Below are 16,493 nucleotides of genomic sequence, written 5' to 3' on the forward strand. Positions count from 1 at the left end.
CCGCAGGCAGCCACTTCATTGGCAGAACAGGGAGAAGGAGATCCGGCCCTCTGGGCATGGGGTCGTGAGGCGATAAAGAGGAAATAAAAAGGGAGCCATGGGCTCCCTTCTTAGGGTCGAGTGACGAACTAGTTGCAGCAGCGCCCTTTTATCAGGTTGCCAGCAGCCACGATGACGAACACCAGCAGATAGGCGGCAAAGATGACCACGAGCCACTGCGGCATGGAGAAACCGAGGAACTGCCAGCTGATCTCGCTGCAGTCGCCGTCCGGGTAGAACATCCAGGGAACCCACTTATCCAGTGGTGCCCAGGCAGGGAAGTCAACAAATCCCTCGCATACGTTGAAGGGGGAGGGGTTCATCTGGTAATCCACATGCTTGAGCGCCAGTTTCAGGCCCCAGAAGGCGCTGTAACCCCACAGGAGCATGGCACTCCAGCGCAGGTACCAGCGCTCTGGCGCGACCATGCCGAGGAGGCCGGCCGTGAGTACGCCGAGGAGGGCGATACGTTCATAAATGCACATCACGCAAGGGTGCAAACCCAACACGTGCTGGAAGAAGAGGGCGCAGAGTTCCAGCGCGAAAGCGGAGGCTGCCAGCAATCCCCAGGCCAGACGATGACTGGCAATGCGGCGAAGATACTCGATCATCTGATTGATATCTCATAGAAAAATAGTGGCTGAATTAGAGCAGAGCCCCATCTGAAAAGAAAGGGGCCGAACAGCCCCTTTCATGATCAGTGTGTGGACGGGGTGGGCAGTGGCAGTGCCCCATGATCCAGCAACCATCCTGCCTGATAGAACCATTCGGTTGCAGGACCGAGGAGCAGTTCCACGGAGAAAAAGCCGACAAGCCCCAGCACCAGGGTATAGGGCAGCGCCATCCAGACCATGCGGCCATAAGAGAGGCGCAGCAGGGGAGCGAGGGCCGAGGTGAGCATGAACAGGAATGCGGCCTGGCCATTGGGGGTGGCGACCGACGGCAGGTTGGTGCCGGTGTTGATGGCCACGGCCAGCAGATCAAAATGCTCGCGGCTGATGGCGCCGTTGATCAGGGCGGTCTTCACCTCGTTGATGTAGACGGTGCCGACGAAGACGTTGTCACTGACCATGGAGAGCAGACCGTTTGCCAGGTAGAAGAGGGCAAGCTGATCCTCCGGCTTGGCCGCCAGTACCCACTGGATCACCGGCTTGAACAGCTGTTGATCGATGATGACCGCCACCACGCTGAAAAAGACGGTGAGCAGGGCGGTGAACGGCAAAGCCTCCTGGAATGCCTTGCCAAGCGCGTGTTCTTCAGTCACGCCGGTGAACGCCGTCGCGAGCACGATGACCGTCAGGCCGATCAGCCCAACTGCAGCCAGATGGAGGGCAAGACCCGTGATAAGCCAGGTGGCAATCAGCGCCTGGACGATCAGCTTGGCCTTGTCCTGCGGGGTACGTTGTGCGTCTTCGTCTCGCTCGTAGGATTCCATGATGTGACGCACGGGCTCGGGCAAGCGGGCGCCATAACCGAACCAGCGGAATTTTTCGACCAGGATGCAGGTCAGCAGGCCACAGATGAAGACCGGGATGGTGACTGGCGCCATGCGAATGGCAAATTCACCGAAGTGCCACCCCGCCTGTTCACCGATGATGAGGTTCTGGGGTTCGCCGACCAGGGTGCAGACGCCCCCCAGGGCGGTACCGATGGCGGCGTGCATCATCAGGCTGCGCAGGAAGGCACGAAATTCGTTCAGATGCTGGCGGGAGAGCTCGTCAATCTCTTCGTCATCATGATGCAGATTGCCGGACTCATCCCGGGAGGCCACCTTGTGGTAGATAGCGTAGAAGCCGGTTGCGACGCTGATGACCACGGCGATCACGGTCAGGGCATCAAGGAACGCGGAGAGGAATGCAGACACCAGGCAGAAGGCGAGAGAAAGCAACGTTTTGGAGTGGATGCGCACCAGCATCTTGGTAAAGACGTAGAGCAGCAACTGCTTCATGAAGTAGATGCCGGCCACCATGAAGACCAGCAGCAGAAGCACTTCGATATTGGCCACCAGCTCATGTTTTATCTGGTTGGCGGAGGTCATGCCGATGAGCACGGCTTCGATGGCCAGGAGTCCGCCCGGTTGCAGCGGATAGCACTTGAGGGCCATGGCCAGGGTGAAAATAAACTCGACAACCAGCAGCCAGCCGGCCAGGAAGGGATCAACGTAGAAAATGATCGGGTTGATCAGCAGGAATAGAACGATGGCAATTTTGTACCATCGCGGAGCATTGCCCAAAAAGTTCTTTGTAAACGCGCGCCCTAGGCTGATTGGCATAATGATGGTTCTCTGTTCTGTTGTTGATATCTGCGTCTATGCAGTCGAGCCCGACCCGAGCCGAACATCCGGATATTCACCTGTATCAGATTGATTGCACATGATTTTAATCAAGGGAGCGATAACTATAAATAAGGTCGCTGAACTTGCCCAGCGAGCAAACGCTTATATTCCCATCATTTGGTGTTGGTTGACTCCTCACTTGTCGCCGCATACATATTTTTAACAAAAAGATCGGGGTAATGTGAGCAGAGGACCGACCTTCTGCTTGCCAGCATGACCGGCTTTGCTATTATTCGGGGGCCTTTTTACGCACTACAACAGAGTCATTACATGGTCATTAAAGCGCAAAGCCCTGCCGGGTTTGCCGAGGAATACATCATCGAGTCCATCTGGAACAATCGCTTTCCTCCTGGATCCATTCTACCGGCGGAGCGCGAGCTGTCCGAATTGATCGGCGTGACTCGCACTACCTTGCGTGAAGTGTTGCAGCGCCTTGCCCGTGATGGCTGGCTCACCATCCAGCATGGCAAACCGACCAAGGTCAACAATTTCTGGGAAACCTCCGGTCTCAACATTCTGGAGACACTGGCACGTCTCGATCAGGACAAGGTGCCGGATCTGGTGGCACAGCTGCTCTCCGCCCGGACCAACATCTGCACCATCTTCATCCGTGGCGCCATTCGCAACAACCCGGAACAGGCCGCCGAGATCTTGCGGGGTGCCGATGATGTGGAGAACACGGCCGAGGCCTATGCGGACTTCGACTACCGTTTGCATCACCAGCTTTCATTTGCCTCGGGCAACCCCATCTATGCCTTGATTCTCAACGGTTTCAAGGGCTTATATAGCCGGGTTGGCCGCTACTACTTCTCGGACAAACAGGCGCGGGAAACCGCAGATGCCTACTACAAGACGCTGCGCAAGCTGGCCGAAACTAAGGATCACGAAGCCGTGTTCATGACGGTACGCCAGTACGGCATCGAGTCTGGCAAGCTTTGGACCCGTCTGCGTCAGGACATGCCAAGCAACCTGTGTGACAACTGATTGCCCTGATCCAAGAAAAACGCGCCTGATGGCGCGTTTTTTTATGCCCGGCACTGACGTCAGGTCATGCTCTTGCGGTCCGGACAACGGCCGATGATATCTGCGGATAGCTCGCCATTGTCCTGCTCCAGCACCACATCGAAGCCCCACAGCTGATGCAGATGCTTGAGCACCTCGTGGCGTGACTCGCCAAGGGGGATGCGGTTGTGGGGAACATAGCGCAGGGTCAGGGAGCGATCGCCTTTCACTGCCACGTTGTAGACCTGAATGTTGGGCTCCAGGTTGCTCAGGTTGTATTGAGCGGACAGGGTGCTACGCACCAGTCGGTAGCCCTCTTCATTGTGAATGGCGGACACCTTGAGGTGGTTCTTCAGATCGTCGTCATCGATGGCAAAGAGCTTCATGTCGCGCATCACCTTGGGACTGAGGAACTGGCTGATGAAGCTTTCGTCCTTGAAGTTCTGCATGGCGAAATGCAATGTCTCGACCCAGTTGGTGCCAGCGTAATCGGGGAACCAGTATCTGTCCTCCTCGGTCGGGTGTTCGCAGATGCGACGCAGGTCCGTGAACATGGCAAAGCCAAGGGCGTAGGGGTTGATCCCCGAGTAATACCGGCTGTTGTAGGGGGGCTGATAGACCACGTTGGTGTGGCTGTGCAGTACCTCCAGCATGAAGCGATCGCTGATTTTTCCCTCGTCATAGAGGTGGTTGAGAATGGTGTAGTGCCAGAAGGTGGCCCAGCCCTCGTTCATCACCTGCGTCTGCTTCTGCGGGTAGAAGTACTGACTGATCTTGCGCACGATACGCACCACCTCGCGCTGCCAGGGCTCGAGCAGGGGGGCATTCTTTTCGATGAAATAGAGGATGTTCTCCTGAGGCTCGGCAGGATAGCGCCTGTCTTCCACCCCGGCAATCTTGTGCTGCTTGGGCAGGGTACGCCACAGCTCATTGACCTGGGTTTGCAGATAATCTTCCCGCGCCTTCTGGCGCCGTTTCTCCTCGGCCAGAGAAATCTTCTGGGGCCGCTTGTAACGATCCACCCCGAAGTTCATCAGGGCATGGCAGGAGTCAAGCAGTTTCTCCACCGCATCGATGCCGTGTTTTTCCTCGCACTCGGTGATGTAGTTCTTGGCAAACAACAGGTAGTCGATGATGGAGGAGGCATCGGTCCAGGCCTTGAACAGATAGTTGTTCTTGAAGAAGGAGTTGTGACCATAGCAGGCGTGGGCCATGACCAGCGCCTGCATCGGCATGGTGTTCTCTTCCATCAGATAGGCGATGCAGGGGTCCGAGTTGATGACGATCTCGTAGGCGAGTCCCATCTGGCCGCGCTTGTAGTTGCGTTCGGTGTGGATAAAGCGCTTGCCGAATGACCAGTGTTGATAACCGATGGGCATGCCGACACTGGAGTAGGCATCCATCATCTGCTCTGCAGTGATCACCTCGATCTGGTTGGGATAGGTGTCGAGCCGATAGAATTTGGCGACCCGGGCTATCTCCTGGTGATAAAGCTCCAGCAGATCGAAGTTCCAGTCAGGACCATCGTCCAGCGGCGCTATCTTTCTTGCGGTTTCTACCATATGTGATCCCTCAAGCCGCTTGCTTCTTGAACAATTCCCGGAACACCGGATAAATGTCCTCGACCTTGCGAATGTGCTCCATGGCGAAGTGGGCGTATTGCTCTGCCACCGCCTCATATTCGTGCCACAGGGTCTGGTGGGCGCGGGTAGTGATCTCGATGTAGGAGTAGTAACGCACCCGCGGCATGATGTCGCGCATCAGGATCTCCCTGCACTGGGGTGAGTCATCGGCCCAGTTGTCACCATCAGAGGCCTGCACCGCATAGATGTTCCACTGGTTGGCGGGATAACGTTCGTTGATGATGTCGTTCATCATCTTGAGCGCACTGGAGACGATGGTGCCGCCGGTCTCCTGGGAGTAGAAGAACTCGTGCTCGTCCACCTCCTTGGCCTGGGTGTGGTGGCGGATGTAGACCACCTCGACATTCTTGTAAGTCCGGCTCAGGAATAGATAAAGCAGGATATAGAAACGCTTGGCCATCTCCTTGGTAGCCTGATCCATGGAACCGGAGACGTCCATCAGGCAGAACATCACCGCCTGGCTCGAGGGGACGGGCCGTTTGACAAAGTTGTTGAATTTGAGGTCGAAGGTGTCGATAAAGGGGACCGCATCGATCCGTCGTTTCAGCTCCCTGATCTCTTTTTCAAGTTGCGCCATTTCGGCGAAATGGTCGTTGGGCTCGCAAGCCAGCTGGGCCAGGCGCTCCTCCAGTTCACGCAACTGACGTTTCTTGCCTGCCTGCAGCGCCATGCGCCGCGCCAGCGAATTTTGCAGGGAGCGCACCACGTTGATGTTGGCAGGCACCCCGTTGGAGGTGTAGCCGGCCCGATAGGTCTTCATCTCCATCAGCTGGTTGAGCTGGGTCTTTTGCAGCCGCGGCAGCTCCAGATCCTCGAACAGCAAGTCCAGGTACTCGTCCTTGGAGATCTGGAAGACGAAATCATCGACTCCCTCTCCTTGATCCGAAGCCTGGCCCTCGCCACTCCCTTGGCCGCCGCCACCCCCTTTGGGCCGGTCAATCTTGTCACCAGATACGAACTGGTCGTTGCCTGGATGCACCATCTCCCGTTTGCCGCCATGACCCTGATGAAAATGGGGTTCCCCGATGTCCTTGGTCGGGATGCTGATGCTCTCACCCTTGTCCACGTCCTGAATGCTGCGCTTGGAGACAGCATCCGAGACCGCTTGTTTTATCTGCTTCTTGTAGCGGCGGATGAAGCGCTGCCGATTGACAGCGCTTTTGTTTTTGCCGTTGAGCCTGCGGTCGATAAAATGCGCCATAACTCCCCCTTGAACACGGCAGGGTCAGGATGACTTGCGTACCCTGAGATACCACTCGGAGAGCAGCCGCACCTGTTTACGTGTGTAGCCTTTCTCCATCATCCGTTCGACAAAGTTATCGTGCTTCTTCTGCTCCTCAGCCGAGGTTTTGCTGTTGAAGGAGATAACCGGCAGCAGCTCTTCCGTGTTGGAGAACATCTTCTTCTCGATCACGGTGCGCAGCTTCTCGTAACTGGTCCAGTTGGGGTTACGGCCTGCATTGTTGGCCCGGGCACGCAGCACGAAGTTGACGATTTCGTTGCGGAAATCTTTCGGGTTGCTGATCCCGGCAGGTTTTTCAATTTTCTCCAGCTCGCTGTTGAGAGACGCTCTGTCAAACAGCTGGCCGGTTTCTGGGTCACGATACTCCTGATCCTGGATCCAGAAGTCGGCGTAGGTGACGTAGCGATCGAAGATGTTCTGACCGTACTCTGAATACGACTCGAGGTAGGCGGTCTGGATCTCCTTGCCGATGAACTCGACGTAGCGCGGAGTCAGGTAACCCTTGATGAACTCCAGATAGCGATCGTGCAGCTCTTGCGGGAACTGCTCGCGCTCTATCTGCTGCTCCAGCACATAGAAGAGGTGCACCGGGTTGGCTGCCACTTCCGCGTGGTCGAAGTTGAAGACACGGGAGAGGATCTTGAACGCGAAACGGGTGGAAAGGCCGTTCATGCCCTCGTCAACCCCCGCATAATCCCGGTACTCCTGATAGCTTTTCGCTTTGGGATCCGTGTCTTTGAGACTCTCGCCGTCATAGACTCGCATCTTGGAATAGAGGCTGGAGTTTTCCGGCTCCTTGAGCCGCGACAGCACCGAGAACTGGCCCAGCAACTCCAGAGTACCCGGTGCGCATTTGGCCTCGGTCAGCTCGCTGTTGAACAGCAGTTTTTCATAGATCTTCACCTCTTCCGAGACGCGCAGGCAGTAGGGCACCTTGACGATGTAAACACGGTCGAGGAAGGCTTCGTTGTTCTTGTTGTTGCGGAACTGCTGCCACTCGGATTCGTTGGAGTGGGCCAGCAGGATGCCGTCGAAGGGGAGGGCGGAGAGCCCTTCGGTACCGTTGTAGTTCCCCTCTTGCGTCGCCGTCAGCAGCGGGTGCAGCACCTTGATGGGGGCCTTGAACATCTCGACGAACTCCATCATCCCCTGGTTTGCCTTGCATAGCGCACCGGAGTAGGAGTAAGCATCGGCATCATCCTGGGCGAAGTGTTCCAGCATGCGGATATCGACCTTGCCGACCAGGGAGGAGATGTCCTGGTTGTTGTCGTCCCCCGGTTCGGTTTTGGCGATGGCGATCTGATCGAGGATGGAGGGGTTCACCTTCTCCACCTTGAACTTGGTGATGTCGCCGCCAAACTCGTGAAGGCGCTTGGCGACCCAGGGAGACATGATGGGGCGCAGATAACGGCGAGGGATGCCGTACTCCTTCTCGAGGATTTCGCCATCTTCGTCGATGTCAAACAGGCAGAAGGGGTGATCATTCACTGGTGAGCCCTTGATGCGATAGATGGGCACTTTTTGCATCAGGGATTTGAGTTTCTCTGCCAGCGAGGATTTACCGCCGCCAACCGGTCCGAGCAGATAGAGGATCTGTTTCTTCTCTTCCAGACCCTGAGCGGAATGTTTGAGATAGGAGACAATCTGTTCGATGGCTTCTTCCATGCCATAGAAGTCTTTGAAAGCGGGATAACGTGCGACGACGCGGTTGGAAAAGAGACGGCTGAGACGTGGATTGGTCGAGGTGTCGATCATTTCCGGCTCGCCGATGGCGGTCAGCAGACGTTCGGCGGCAGAGGCGTAGCAGGATTTGTCCTGTTTGCACATATCCAGAAACTCCTGGATGCTGTACTCCTCCTCTCTGGCCTTCTCATACCGCTGTTGATAGTGCTCGAAGATGCCCATAACTTAGCCCTCGTTATAGTCGCTTGCCCTGAAAAAGAGTGGATCACTACTTTTGTTCTGTTTACCTCTTAAGCCTAGTCAACAGCCCCCAGTAATCCATCGCCATCATTGGTTTAAGTTTGTGCGGGAGCTTCCCGATCCTCGTGCGGGAAGAAGCAGTAAGTGACATACCTATGTTACTGACTGTTAAATTATTTTTGCCACGACAGTGATGCAAATGTCAAAGACATAAAAAATAAATCTTTGTGTGCCAGAGGGAGAAAATGGTGACGCTCTGTTTTGTCAGGGGGCGGTGCCAGCAAGGGCAAGGGCGGCAGGGAATAGAGGGTAAAAAGACGTGTCGCTTACGTTAACGTAACGTTATTTGTTTGATGCTTTTGCTCTAATTTTTACATTGACGCTACATTCTGGCTGCTCTAGATTGGCCCTGTGTCGAGCAGTCATCGCTTTAGCAAGAGAGTGGGTGATTGTGCAGATACTAAGCTCTGTTTAAGCACGTTTCCGTTGGCTTGACCCTCGCATCCGCGAGGGTCTTATTTTTTCAGCGCCTGAACGGCGCCAAACCTGCAAGCTCAGGATTCGGCGGGATAGAGGGCTGACACCACCGCCAGCACCTCGGCGAAGGGATGGTCCGCCAACTGGCCAAAACCGGCCAGATCCCTGGCCTTGAGACGGGTCGTCAGCGGGGTGGCGATGCCACACAGGAAACGGGTCAGGATCCTGGGATGGCGCTGATGGCACAGGGCGATCAGCGGATCGCACCAGGCGCGCAAACCGTGCTCGTTGGGCAAGCCCGGTGATGCAAGCGGCGGCAACACGGCGATCTCTCCCCGGCAGACGGAACAGTGCCCGCACCGCTCGGGGGCCGCGTCGTCGGCAAAATAGCGGGCAAGCTCATGGCTGAGGCAGGTGGTCGAGGTGAAAAAGGCCAGCAGCGCCTGAAGGCGGGCCAGTTCGCTCTGCTCTTTCTTTTCAAACAATCCATGCAGCTCTTCGGCCAGGGTCGCGGTATCGATTTGCTGGCTCAGCACCCGATAGACCTCGGTCATCTGCTTGCTTTCAAGCTCGATCCAACCCTGCTGCTGCAGGTAGTCCAGCGCCGTCGCGGCGCGCTGGCGTTCCCCCTGGTATCCCTGCCACAGCGCTTCGAAGTCCATGGTGCACCAGGTGCGCGCCTGGGGTGCGCAGGCAAAGACCTGCTCCAGGAACTGGCGGCGTTCGGAATTGAAACGAGCGAGGATCGCCTGTTTTTCCAGTACGAACCTGAAGCGGTACTCGGCAAAGTAGCTGTAGGCCGGTGCAATGACCCCCGCCATCTCCAGATAGACCAGCAGGGTCTTGAGGGGCAGTTGGCGAATGTTGGTCTCGTTGGAGAGGCGCAGCAGGCTGAATTCCCACTCAGCGCCGCTCTGGCGCACGATATCGAGCAAGTGCGCGATGGCGTCCCTGTCCGGCGTATCCCCATAGACGAAGTTTTCCAGTACCGGCAACTGGGCGCGGCTCGCCAGCACGGTGCAGCGGGAGGGAAGCCCGTCACGTCCGGCGCGGCCTATCTCCTGACTGTAGTTCTCGATGGACTTGGGCAGGTCGTAGTGAATGACCCGGCGAATGTCGGCCTTGTCGATGCCCATGCCAAAGGCGATGGTGGCCACGATGCAGTCGAGTCTGCCAGCCATGAAGTCATGCTGGATCTGGCTGCGCAGGGCGGGATCGAGCCCCGCATGGTAGGCGCATGCCCGGATGCCGCTGGCCTGTAGCTGCGCGGCGCACTGCTCTGCGCTGTGTTGCAGAGTCACGTAGACGATGGTGGGGGCGGCCGGATCCCGGTGCAGCTCCTCGCGCAGCCAGGTATCGCGGGCACTGCCGGCCAGCGGGAGGACGGCCAGATCCAGATTGGGTCTGTAGAAACCGGTGACCACCAGATCGTCCCGGTCGATGGCAAATTTTGCCTGCATGTCCGCCATGACGGCCGGGGTGGCGGTGGCGGTCAGCAACAGCACCTGGGGGATGGCCAGTTCACGGCGATGATCCGGCAGCTTGAGGTAGTCGGGGCGAAAGTTGTGGCCCCACTCCGAGATGCAGTGGGCCTCGTCCACCACCAGCAGTGACAGGGGGATGTGGGCGATGAAGCGGCGAAAGCGCTCATTTTTGAGGCGCTCCACCGAAATCATCAGGATCTTGAGCTGGCCATCGCTGGCCTGCTGCATCACGCGCCGGCTCTCTTCCGCTGTCTGGCTGGAGTCCAGAGTGGCGGCGGCGATCCCCTTGCTGCGCAAAAAGGCGAGCTGATCGTGCATCAGGGCCAGCAGGGGAGAGATGACCAGGGTCAGGTGGGGCAGTGCGAGGGCGGGCAATTGATAACAGAGGGATTTCCCCGCGCCAGTCGGGAAGATGGCTGCGGCGCTCTTGCCGGCCAGCAGACGACTGATCACCGCTTCCTGCCCGGGCCGCAAGCGATCAAAGCCGAAGTGTCGGGTCAATAAAGAGGTGATCATGGCAAGGCTCCCTGAAAAAGGGCGTCATCATATCACTTCTGGCCCAGTGGTGGCCGATGATCGGACTGGTTTGGTGACATTTTGACCGTGGTTGATATTGTGTTATCACATTGTTGTAGATTTTTTGTGAGGTAACCCTGATATTTTTCAGTGATTATGTGGAAAAAAACCATGGCAGATGGGATATTCTTGTCCGCAACCCCACGCGAACGGGACAGATCCACCAGAAGAGCTGCCCACGGCGTCACCGTCAACGGACCGGTGCCAATGCGCGGGGCTGGTTGCCAACAGGACTAATGATTCACGCACCATGAGTGCACAGGGACTACTTGATGACACAACAACACCCCCTCATTCGACTGGTCAACAGCACCAGTCTGGTTAGCCAGATCCTAGTCGGTCTGGTATTCGGTATCCTTCTTGCGATGTTCATGCCCGAGTGGGCCAAGGCGGCGGGTCTGCTCGGCAGCCTGTTCGTCGGCGCCCTGAAGGCCGTGGCGCCGCTGCTGGTCTTCGTGCTGGTGATGTCGGCGATCATCGGCCACAAGCAGGGTCAGAAGACCAACATGAAACCGATCCTGCTGCTCTATGTGCTGGGTACCTTCCTGGCGGCTGCCGTGGCAGTGGTGGCGAGCTTCCTCTTCCCCTCCAACCTGCATCTGGTGGCAGGCGCTACCGAGATCACGCCGCCGGGGGGCATCACGGAAGTGCTGCAGACCCTGCTGTTCAACGTGGTGACCAACCCGGTGAAAGCACTGCTGGAAGCCAACTATATCGGCATCCTGGCCTGGGCCATCGGCCTTGGTATCGCCATGCGTCACGCCAATGAGAGCACCAAATCACTGATTTCCGATGTGTCTCACGGGGTTTCCGCCATCGTCAAGGCCGTGATCCGTTGCGCTCCGCTCGGCATCCTGGGCCTGGTTGCCTCCACCCTGGCTGAAACCGGCTTCGATGCGCTGTTTGGCTATGCCCAGCTGCTGGTGGTACTGATCGGCTGCATGCTGTTCATCGCCTTCGTGGTCAATCCGCTCATCGTCTTCTGGAAGATCAAGCGCAACCCCTATCCCCTGGTGCTGACCTGCCTGAAAGAGAGCGGTGTGACCGCCTTCTTCACCCGCAGCTCCGCCGCCAACATTCCGGTCAACATGGCCCTGGCCGAGAGGCTGCGCCTGCCGGAAGACACCTATGCGGTCTCCATCCCGCTGGGTGCCACCATCAACATGGCCGGCGCCGCCATCACCATTACCGTGCTCTCCATGGCGGCGGTGCATACCCTGGGGATGGAAGTGGACATGGCAACCGCCATTCTGCTCTCCGTCGTCGCCACCATCAGTGCCTGTGGCGCTTCCGGTGTGGCGGGCGGCTCCCTGCTGCTGATCCCGCTGGCGTGCAGCCTGTTCGGTATCAGCAACGACATCGCCATGCAGGTGGTGGCCGTTGGCTTCATCATCGGGGTGTTGCAGGATTCCGCCGAAACGGCCCTCAACAGCTCCACCGACGTGCTGTTCACTGCGGCGGCCTGCATGGCCGAGGATGAGAGCCTGCTGGATGCCGCCCCGGTCCCCAGCCGCGAAGCTTGATCCCCTCAGACTTTCCGCTCTGCACAGGCGCCCTCTTCGGAGGGCGCTTTTTATTTGCGCGCGCGTCAGGCGCCCTGCACCTTCTCGCCGTGTCATGGCACTGACAGTGCTCGGATCCCCCTGTGTGATTTCTCGGGAGGGGCCCGTTGGCTGCCTTACGTGTTCTCGCCACCGCCAACAAGCCATTCCCTGTACAAACGTGCCCGGCGCTGCATTCGCCGGGCATATCGGGCTGATTGTGCTGTCAGCATGGCGGCGTGTGACATCCCCTCTGGTGACCGAAGGGGTCATCTGCTCTTCGGACGCTGTACGGGAAGCCCGGTCAAGGCCCTCTCGGCGGTTTGCCTGCGCCCTGTAGCCGGTACTTTCCCTGAGTACCTTGAAGAAAGGCTCCATTGGGTGGGGGTGTCGGCTCTCTGGGCTAAACCCCGAAGAGCGGGCGTTCCTGGTAAGGACAAGGGCTCTGGTGTTCTGTCTGGCAAGGCCGATGGCGCGCAGCAGATGACGGGATAACACAGTACGTCTTGGTCGTGTGTCATTGGGGAAGGAATATGAGCGGCAAGCTGTCACCAAGGGGAAAGAGAGTGGGTGAAAGGGCTGTCTCTGATTTGAGGGCAGGGGGCTCTGATCATCTGAGCCCAGTACCTTATGATCACAACGAACTCAGCCCGGCAGAGGAGATCTGCCGGGCTGTGGGAGGCGCCGGGCCAGATGCTGGCCCGACGGTATCGCAGGAAGGCTTAGCCGACCAGTTGATAAAGGATGGCGGAGATGGCGATAAGGCCCATGGTCGCCACGAAGACGTTGCTGATCTGACCCTGGTATTTCGCCATGGCCGGGACGCGCTTGATGGCGTACATGGGCATGAGGAACAGGATGGTGGCGATGATGGGGCCACCCAGGGATTCGATCATCCCGAGGATGGAGGGGTTGATCACGGCCACGCCCCACAGGGTCAGGATGAAGAAGGCGATGATGAACAGCTCCACTTTCTTGTGGTTCGGTGCCTTGCCGGAGCTGCGCATGTTCTGGACGATCATCCCTTTCAGACCTTCACGGGCACCCAGATAGTGGCCGAAGAAGGAGGAGACGATGGCCACGAAGGCAACCAGCGGACCGAAGTAGGAGATGATGGGGCTCGCATGCTGGTTGGCCAGGTAGGAGAGCACGGCGATGTTCTGGGACTTGGCTTCTGCCAGCTGGGCCGGCGTCAGGCTCATCACGCAGGAGAAGACGAAGAACATCACGAAGCCCAGCAGAATGATGGCGGTGCGCTTGAGGATGGCGTCGGACTTGGCGACGGCATGCTCACCGTGATCACGGCGCTGAGCCAGGGCGAAGCTGGAGATGGCCGGGCTGTGGTTGAAGGAGAACACCAGCACCGGGATGGTCAGCCACAGGGTGGTGGCGAAATCCTTGGTGCTCGGCATTTCATTCAGGGCCGCACCGGTCCAGTCCGGGATCAGGTACAGGGAGATGCCCGCCAGAATGGCGATGAGCGGATAGACCAGGAACTCGGTCACTTTCAGCATCAGCTTCTCGCCAGCCAGCATCACGGACATCATGGCCATGATGAGCACGATGGAGAGGATCCAGCGCGGGGGCGGCGTCATCTGCAACTGGTTGACCAGGAAGCTTTCCACCGTGTTGGTGATGCCCACGCCGTAGATCAGCACGATGGGGTAGATGGCAAAGAAGTAGAGCAGGGTGATCAATTTACCGGCACCCACGCCGAAGTGCTCTTCCACCACCTGGGTGATGTCGGCATTGGGCTGCTTGGAGGAGAGCACGAAGCGCGCCAGACCACGGTGTGCCAGGTAGGTCATGGGGCCGACCAGCAGCGCCATCACTACCAGCGGCCAGAAGCCACCCATGCCGGCGTTGATGGGCAGGAACAGGATACCTGCACCGACGGCGGTACCGAACAGGCTGATCACCCAGGTGGTGTCTTGTTTACTCCAACCGCGAGATTGGACCGAGCTGATTCCTTGCTCCTGTGCGGCTGCAACATCCTGTGCGCCAGTGACAGTATTGGACATGTGTCTCACCCCGAATGTGTGGTTTTAATTAGTCGGCGCAAGAATACTTTCTTTTTAATCAAAAATGTTGATCAAATTCACCTTTGTGCGGCTAAAACCCGTACTTTCTTGTAGAAATGTGATCAAAAGAATAAAAAATCAAAATTTATTTATCAAATGCAGTGTTATTTGAATGTTAACTGGATAATTTCCCACCTCATCATGTTGTCGAAATGTTATGTCGAGATGTGTTGGGCAAGCTGGCGGATCATGCTGGCAGTGGCCCCCCAGATGAAAGATTGCTCCCAAGGGATCCAATAGATGGTGTGACGTCCGTCCGCCCTTGGCAGGCTCAGGGCTATGTGCTGCCCCGGATCCAGCACGTGGGCGAGGGGGACTTCGAAGGCCTGGGCCACCTCGTCCTGGCTCAGGGTCAGCCCGTAGCCTGGGTCGAGCATGGCGAGGACCGGCAGCACATCGTAGCGTGAGACGGTATTGAGAGGGGTGAGGCTGCCGATGATCCGGATCTGGGAGGGGGGAATGCCAAGCTCCTCCTCGGTTTCCCTGAGCGCGGTGTGAATGAGGTCCCGGTCTTCCGGGTCCTGGCGCCCGCCGGGAAAGCTGATCTGCCCCGGGTGGTGGCGCAGGGCGGCGCTGCGGCGCGTCAGCAGCAGGTGCAGGCCCTCGGGGCGCTCCACCAGGGGGATCAACACGGCGGCAGGTTTGAGCCCGGCCAGTGCCAGGCGATGGGCGGGGGCGGGGCGCTGCAGCAAAAAGCGGGTCAGCAGCTCGGCACTCGTCATCTCCATGGGTCTCCTTGTGTCGGCCCCGCAGGGCCGGATGGGGTCAAAGGGCATCGAGCAGTGGCAGGATGCGGGCCACCTTGTCGTAGGTCTCCTGATATTCGGCGTCGGGATCGGAGTCGGCGATGATGCCGCCCCCCGCCCAGCAGTGCAGCTGACCGGCTTCGGCGATCAGGGTACGGATGCAGATGCTGGTATCCATCCTTCCGTGCTGACTCAGATAACCGATGCTGCCGCAGTAGGCATTGCGCCGCACCGGTTCCAGCTCCTCGATGATCTCCATCGCCCGGATCTTGGGAGCCCCTGTGATGGAGCCGCCGGGGAAGCAGGCCCGCAGCAGATCCACTTCTTGCCAGCGCGCATCCAGTTCTCCGTGAATGGTGGAAACCAGATGATGCACCGCCGGGAAGGATTCCACGGCAAAGAGGTGCGGGACCGTGACCGACCCCGGCCGGCTCACCCGGCCGATGTCGTTGCGCAGCAGATCGACGATCATCAGGTTCTCCGATCTGTCCTTGTCGGCGCTGGCGAGCGACTCGGCCACCCTGGCATCCTGGGCGGGATCAGGGTGGCGAGGCCGGGTGCCCTTGATGGGCTTGGTCTCGATATGGCGCTTGTCGAGCAGCAGGAAACGCTCCGGGGAGAGGCTCAGAATGGCGCTGTGCGGCAGGCGGACAAAGGCGGAGAACGGCGCCTTGTTGGCGGCGCTCAGGGCGAGATAGGCGGACCATTCATCCCCCTGATAAGGGGCGCTGAAGCGCTGGGTCAGGTTGATCTGGTAACAATCCCCCGCCGCCAGATAGGCCTGGATACGGGCAAACTTGTCTCCGTATTCGGCCCGCGTCATGTTGCTCTGCCAGGGGCCGGTCAGGCGAAGGGGGAGGGGGGGTCGTTCGCGCTGCGCCATCAGCCAGTCGAGCCTGCGGGCGAGGCCGGCTTCATCACCCCAGTGGGCCAGTTGCCAGTGTCCCGTCGCGACATTTCGCAGCAGCGCCCAGTCGTAGATCCCGACCGCCATGTCGGGCACCTGGATGTCCTGTTGCGCCACTGCGGGCAGACGCTCGAATCGTCGGCCCAGATCGTAGCCAAAGAGTCCCAGGGCTCCCCCGATAAACGGCAATCCCGAGTCATCCTCAACGCGCTCCCCAAGCAGGGCTTGCTGGGTCTTGGCGAGCAGGGCGAGGGGATCGCCGTCATGATGGTGCTGGTGGTTATCCTGGGTGAGGCAGGTGCTGGTACCCCGGGTTTCCAGGGTGGCAAGCGGATCGGCGCTGATGATGTCAAAACCGTTGTCAGCCCCCAGGGGGCCGGCGGATTCCAGCAGGATGGCCCAGGGTTGGTGTTGCAGGCAGGCAAACCAGGTGTGGAGCGAGGCCTGCGGGTCGAAATGGTGGATATGCAGTCTTGGTTTCATTTTTTGTTACATA

11 protein-coding genes are annotated in these 16,493 nt (G+C 58.4%); 2 read left to right on the forward strand and 9 right to left on the reverse strand.

Annotation, left to right across the window (positions count from 1 at the left end; all coding sequences use genetic code 11):
• Positions 1-128: 128 nt before the first annotated feature.
• Positions 129-650, reverse strand: a complete 522-nt coding sequence (gene dsbB / locus PG883_RS04065) for a disulfide bond formation protein DsbB (RefSeq protein ID WP_010674908.1) — start codon at positions 648-650, stop codon at positions 129-131.
• An 86-nt stretch (positions 651-736) separates the two neighbouring features.
• Positions 737-2,311 carry a Na(+)/H(+) antiporter NhaB gene (gene nhaB, locus PG883_RS04070; protein ID WP_010674907.1) on the reverse strand — a complete coding sequence of 525 codons (1,575 nt, stop codon included), beginning with the start codon at positions 2,309-2,311 and terminating at the stop codon, positions 737-739.
• 333 nt (positions 2,312-2,644) lie between these two features.
• On the opposite strand from nhaB, the gene fadR reads away from it, so the two are divergent.
• Positions 2,645-3,358 (forward strand): fatty acid metabolism transcriptional regulator FadR, encoded by a 714-nt coding sequence (fadR, locus tag PG883_RS04075; RefSeq protein WP_010674906.1) that lies wholly within the window; start codon positions 2,645-2,647, stop codon positions 3,356-3,358.
• A 59-nt stretch (positions 3,359-3,417) separates the two neighbouring features.
• Here the strand turns inward: fadR and PG883_RS04080 are convergent, their stop codons facing one another.
• The 4 genes from PG883_RS04080 to PG883_RS04095 form a co-directional block, all read right to left on the reverse strand.
• On the reverse strand, positions 3,418-4,938 hold the full coding sequence (locus PG883_RS04080; protein ID WP_010674905.1) for a SpoVR family protein: 1,521 nt from the start codon (positions 4,936-4,938) through the stop codon (positions 3,418-3,420).
• A gap of 10 nt (positions 4,939-4,948) precedes the next feature.
• A complete protein-coding gene (locus tag PG883_RS04085; RefSeq protein ID WP_270806979.1) occupies positions 4,949-6,220 on the reverse strand; it encodes a YeaH/YhbH family protein in 1,272 nt (423 codons plus the stop codon).
• Positions 6,221-6,244: 24 nt separating this feature from the next.
• Positions 6,245-8,167, reverse strand: a complete 1,923-nt coding sequence (locus PG883_RS04090; RefSeq protein WP_010674903.1) for a PrkA family serine protein kinase — start codon at positions 8,165-8,167, stop codon at positions 6,245-6,247.
• Between the two features lie 572 nt (positions 8,168-8,739).
• Positions 8,740-10,662 carry a RecQ family ATP-dependent DNA helicase gene (locus PG883_RS04095; RefSeq protein ID WP_114523010.1) on the reverse strand — a complete coding sequence of 641 codons (1,923 nt, stop codon included), beginning with the start codon at positions 10,660-10,662 and terminating at the stop codon, positions 8,740-8,742.
• Between the two features lie 332 nt (positions 10,663-10,994).
• Here PG883_RS04095 and sstT point away from each other — a divergent pair, with 332 nt between their 5' ends.
• Positions 10,995-12,245 carry a serine/threonine transporter SstT gene (gene sstT / locus PG883_RS04100; protein ID WP_010674901.1) on the forward strand — a complete coding sequence of 417 codons (1,251 nt, stop codon included), beginning with the start codon at positions 10,995-10,997 and terminating at the stop codon, positions 12,243-12,245.
• A gap of 740 nt (positions 12,246-12,985) precedes the next feature.
• Here sstT and PG883_RS04105 read toward each other — a convergent pair.
• The 3 genes from PG883_RS04105 to pabB form a co-directional block, all read right to left on the reverse strand.
• Positions 12,986-14,284, reverse strand: coding sequence for a serine/threonine transporter (locus PG883_RS04105; RefSeq protein WP_029314600.1), 1,299 nt, complete (start codon positions 14,282-14,284; stop codon positions 12,986-12,988).
• 215 nt (positions 14,285-14,499) lie between these two features.
• Positions 14,500-15,066 carry a CoA pyrophosphatase gene (locus tag PG883_RS04110; protein WP_029314598.1) on the reverse strand — a complete coding sequence of 189 codons (567 nt, stop codon included), beginning with the start codon at positions 15,064-15,066 and terminating at the stop codon, positions 14,500-14,502.
• 43 nt (positions 15,067-15,109) lie between these two features.
• Complete coding sequence (gene pabB / locus PG883_RS04115) at positions 15,110-16,480, reverse strand: aminodeoxychorismate synthase component I (RefSeq protein WP_010674898.1); 1,371 nt, start codon at positions 16,478-16,480, stop codon at positions 15,110-15,112.
• Positions 16,481-16,493 lie beyond the last annotated feature (13 nt).

The sequence above is a fragment of the Aeromonas sp. QDB25 genome, from assembly GCF_027707725.1.
Classification (GTDB): Bacteria; Pseudomonadota; Gammaproteobacteria; order Enterobacterales; family Aeromonadaceae; genus Aeromonas; species Aeromonas caviae.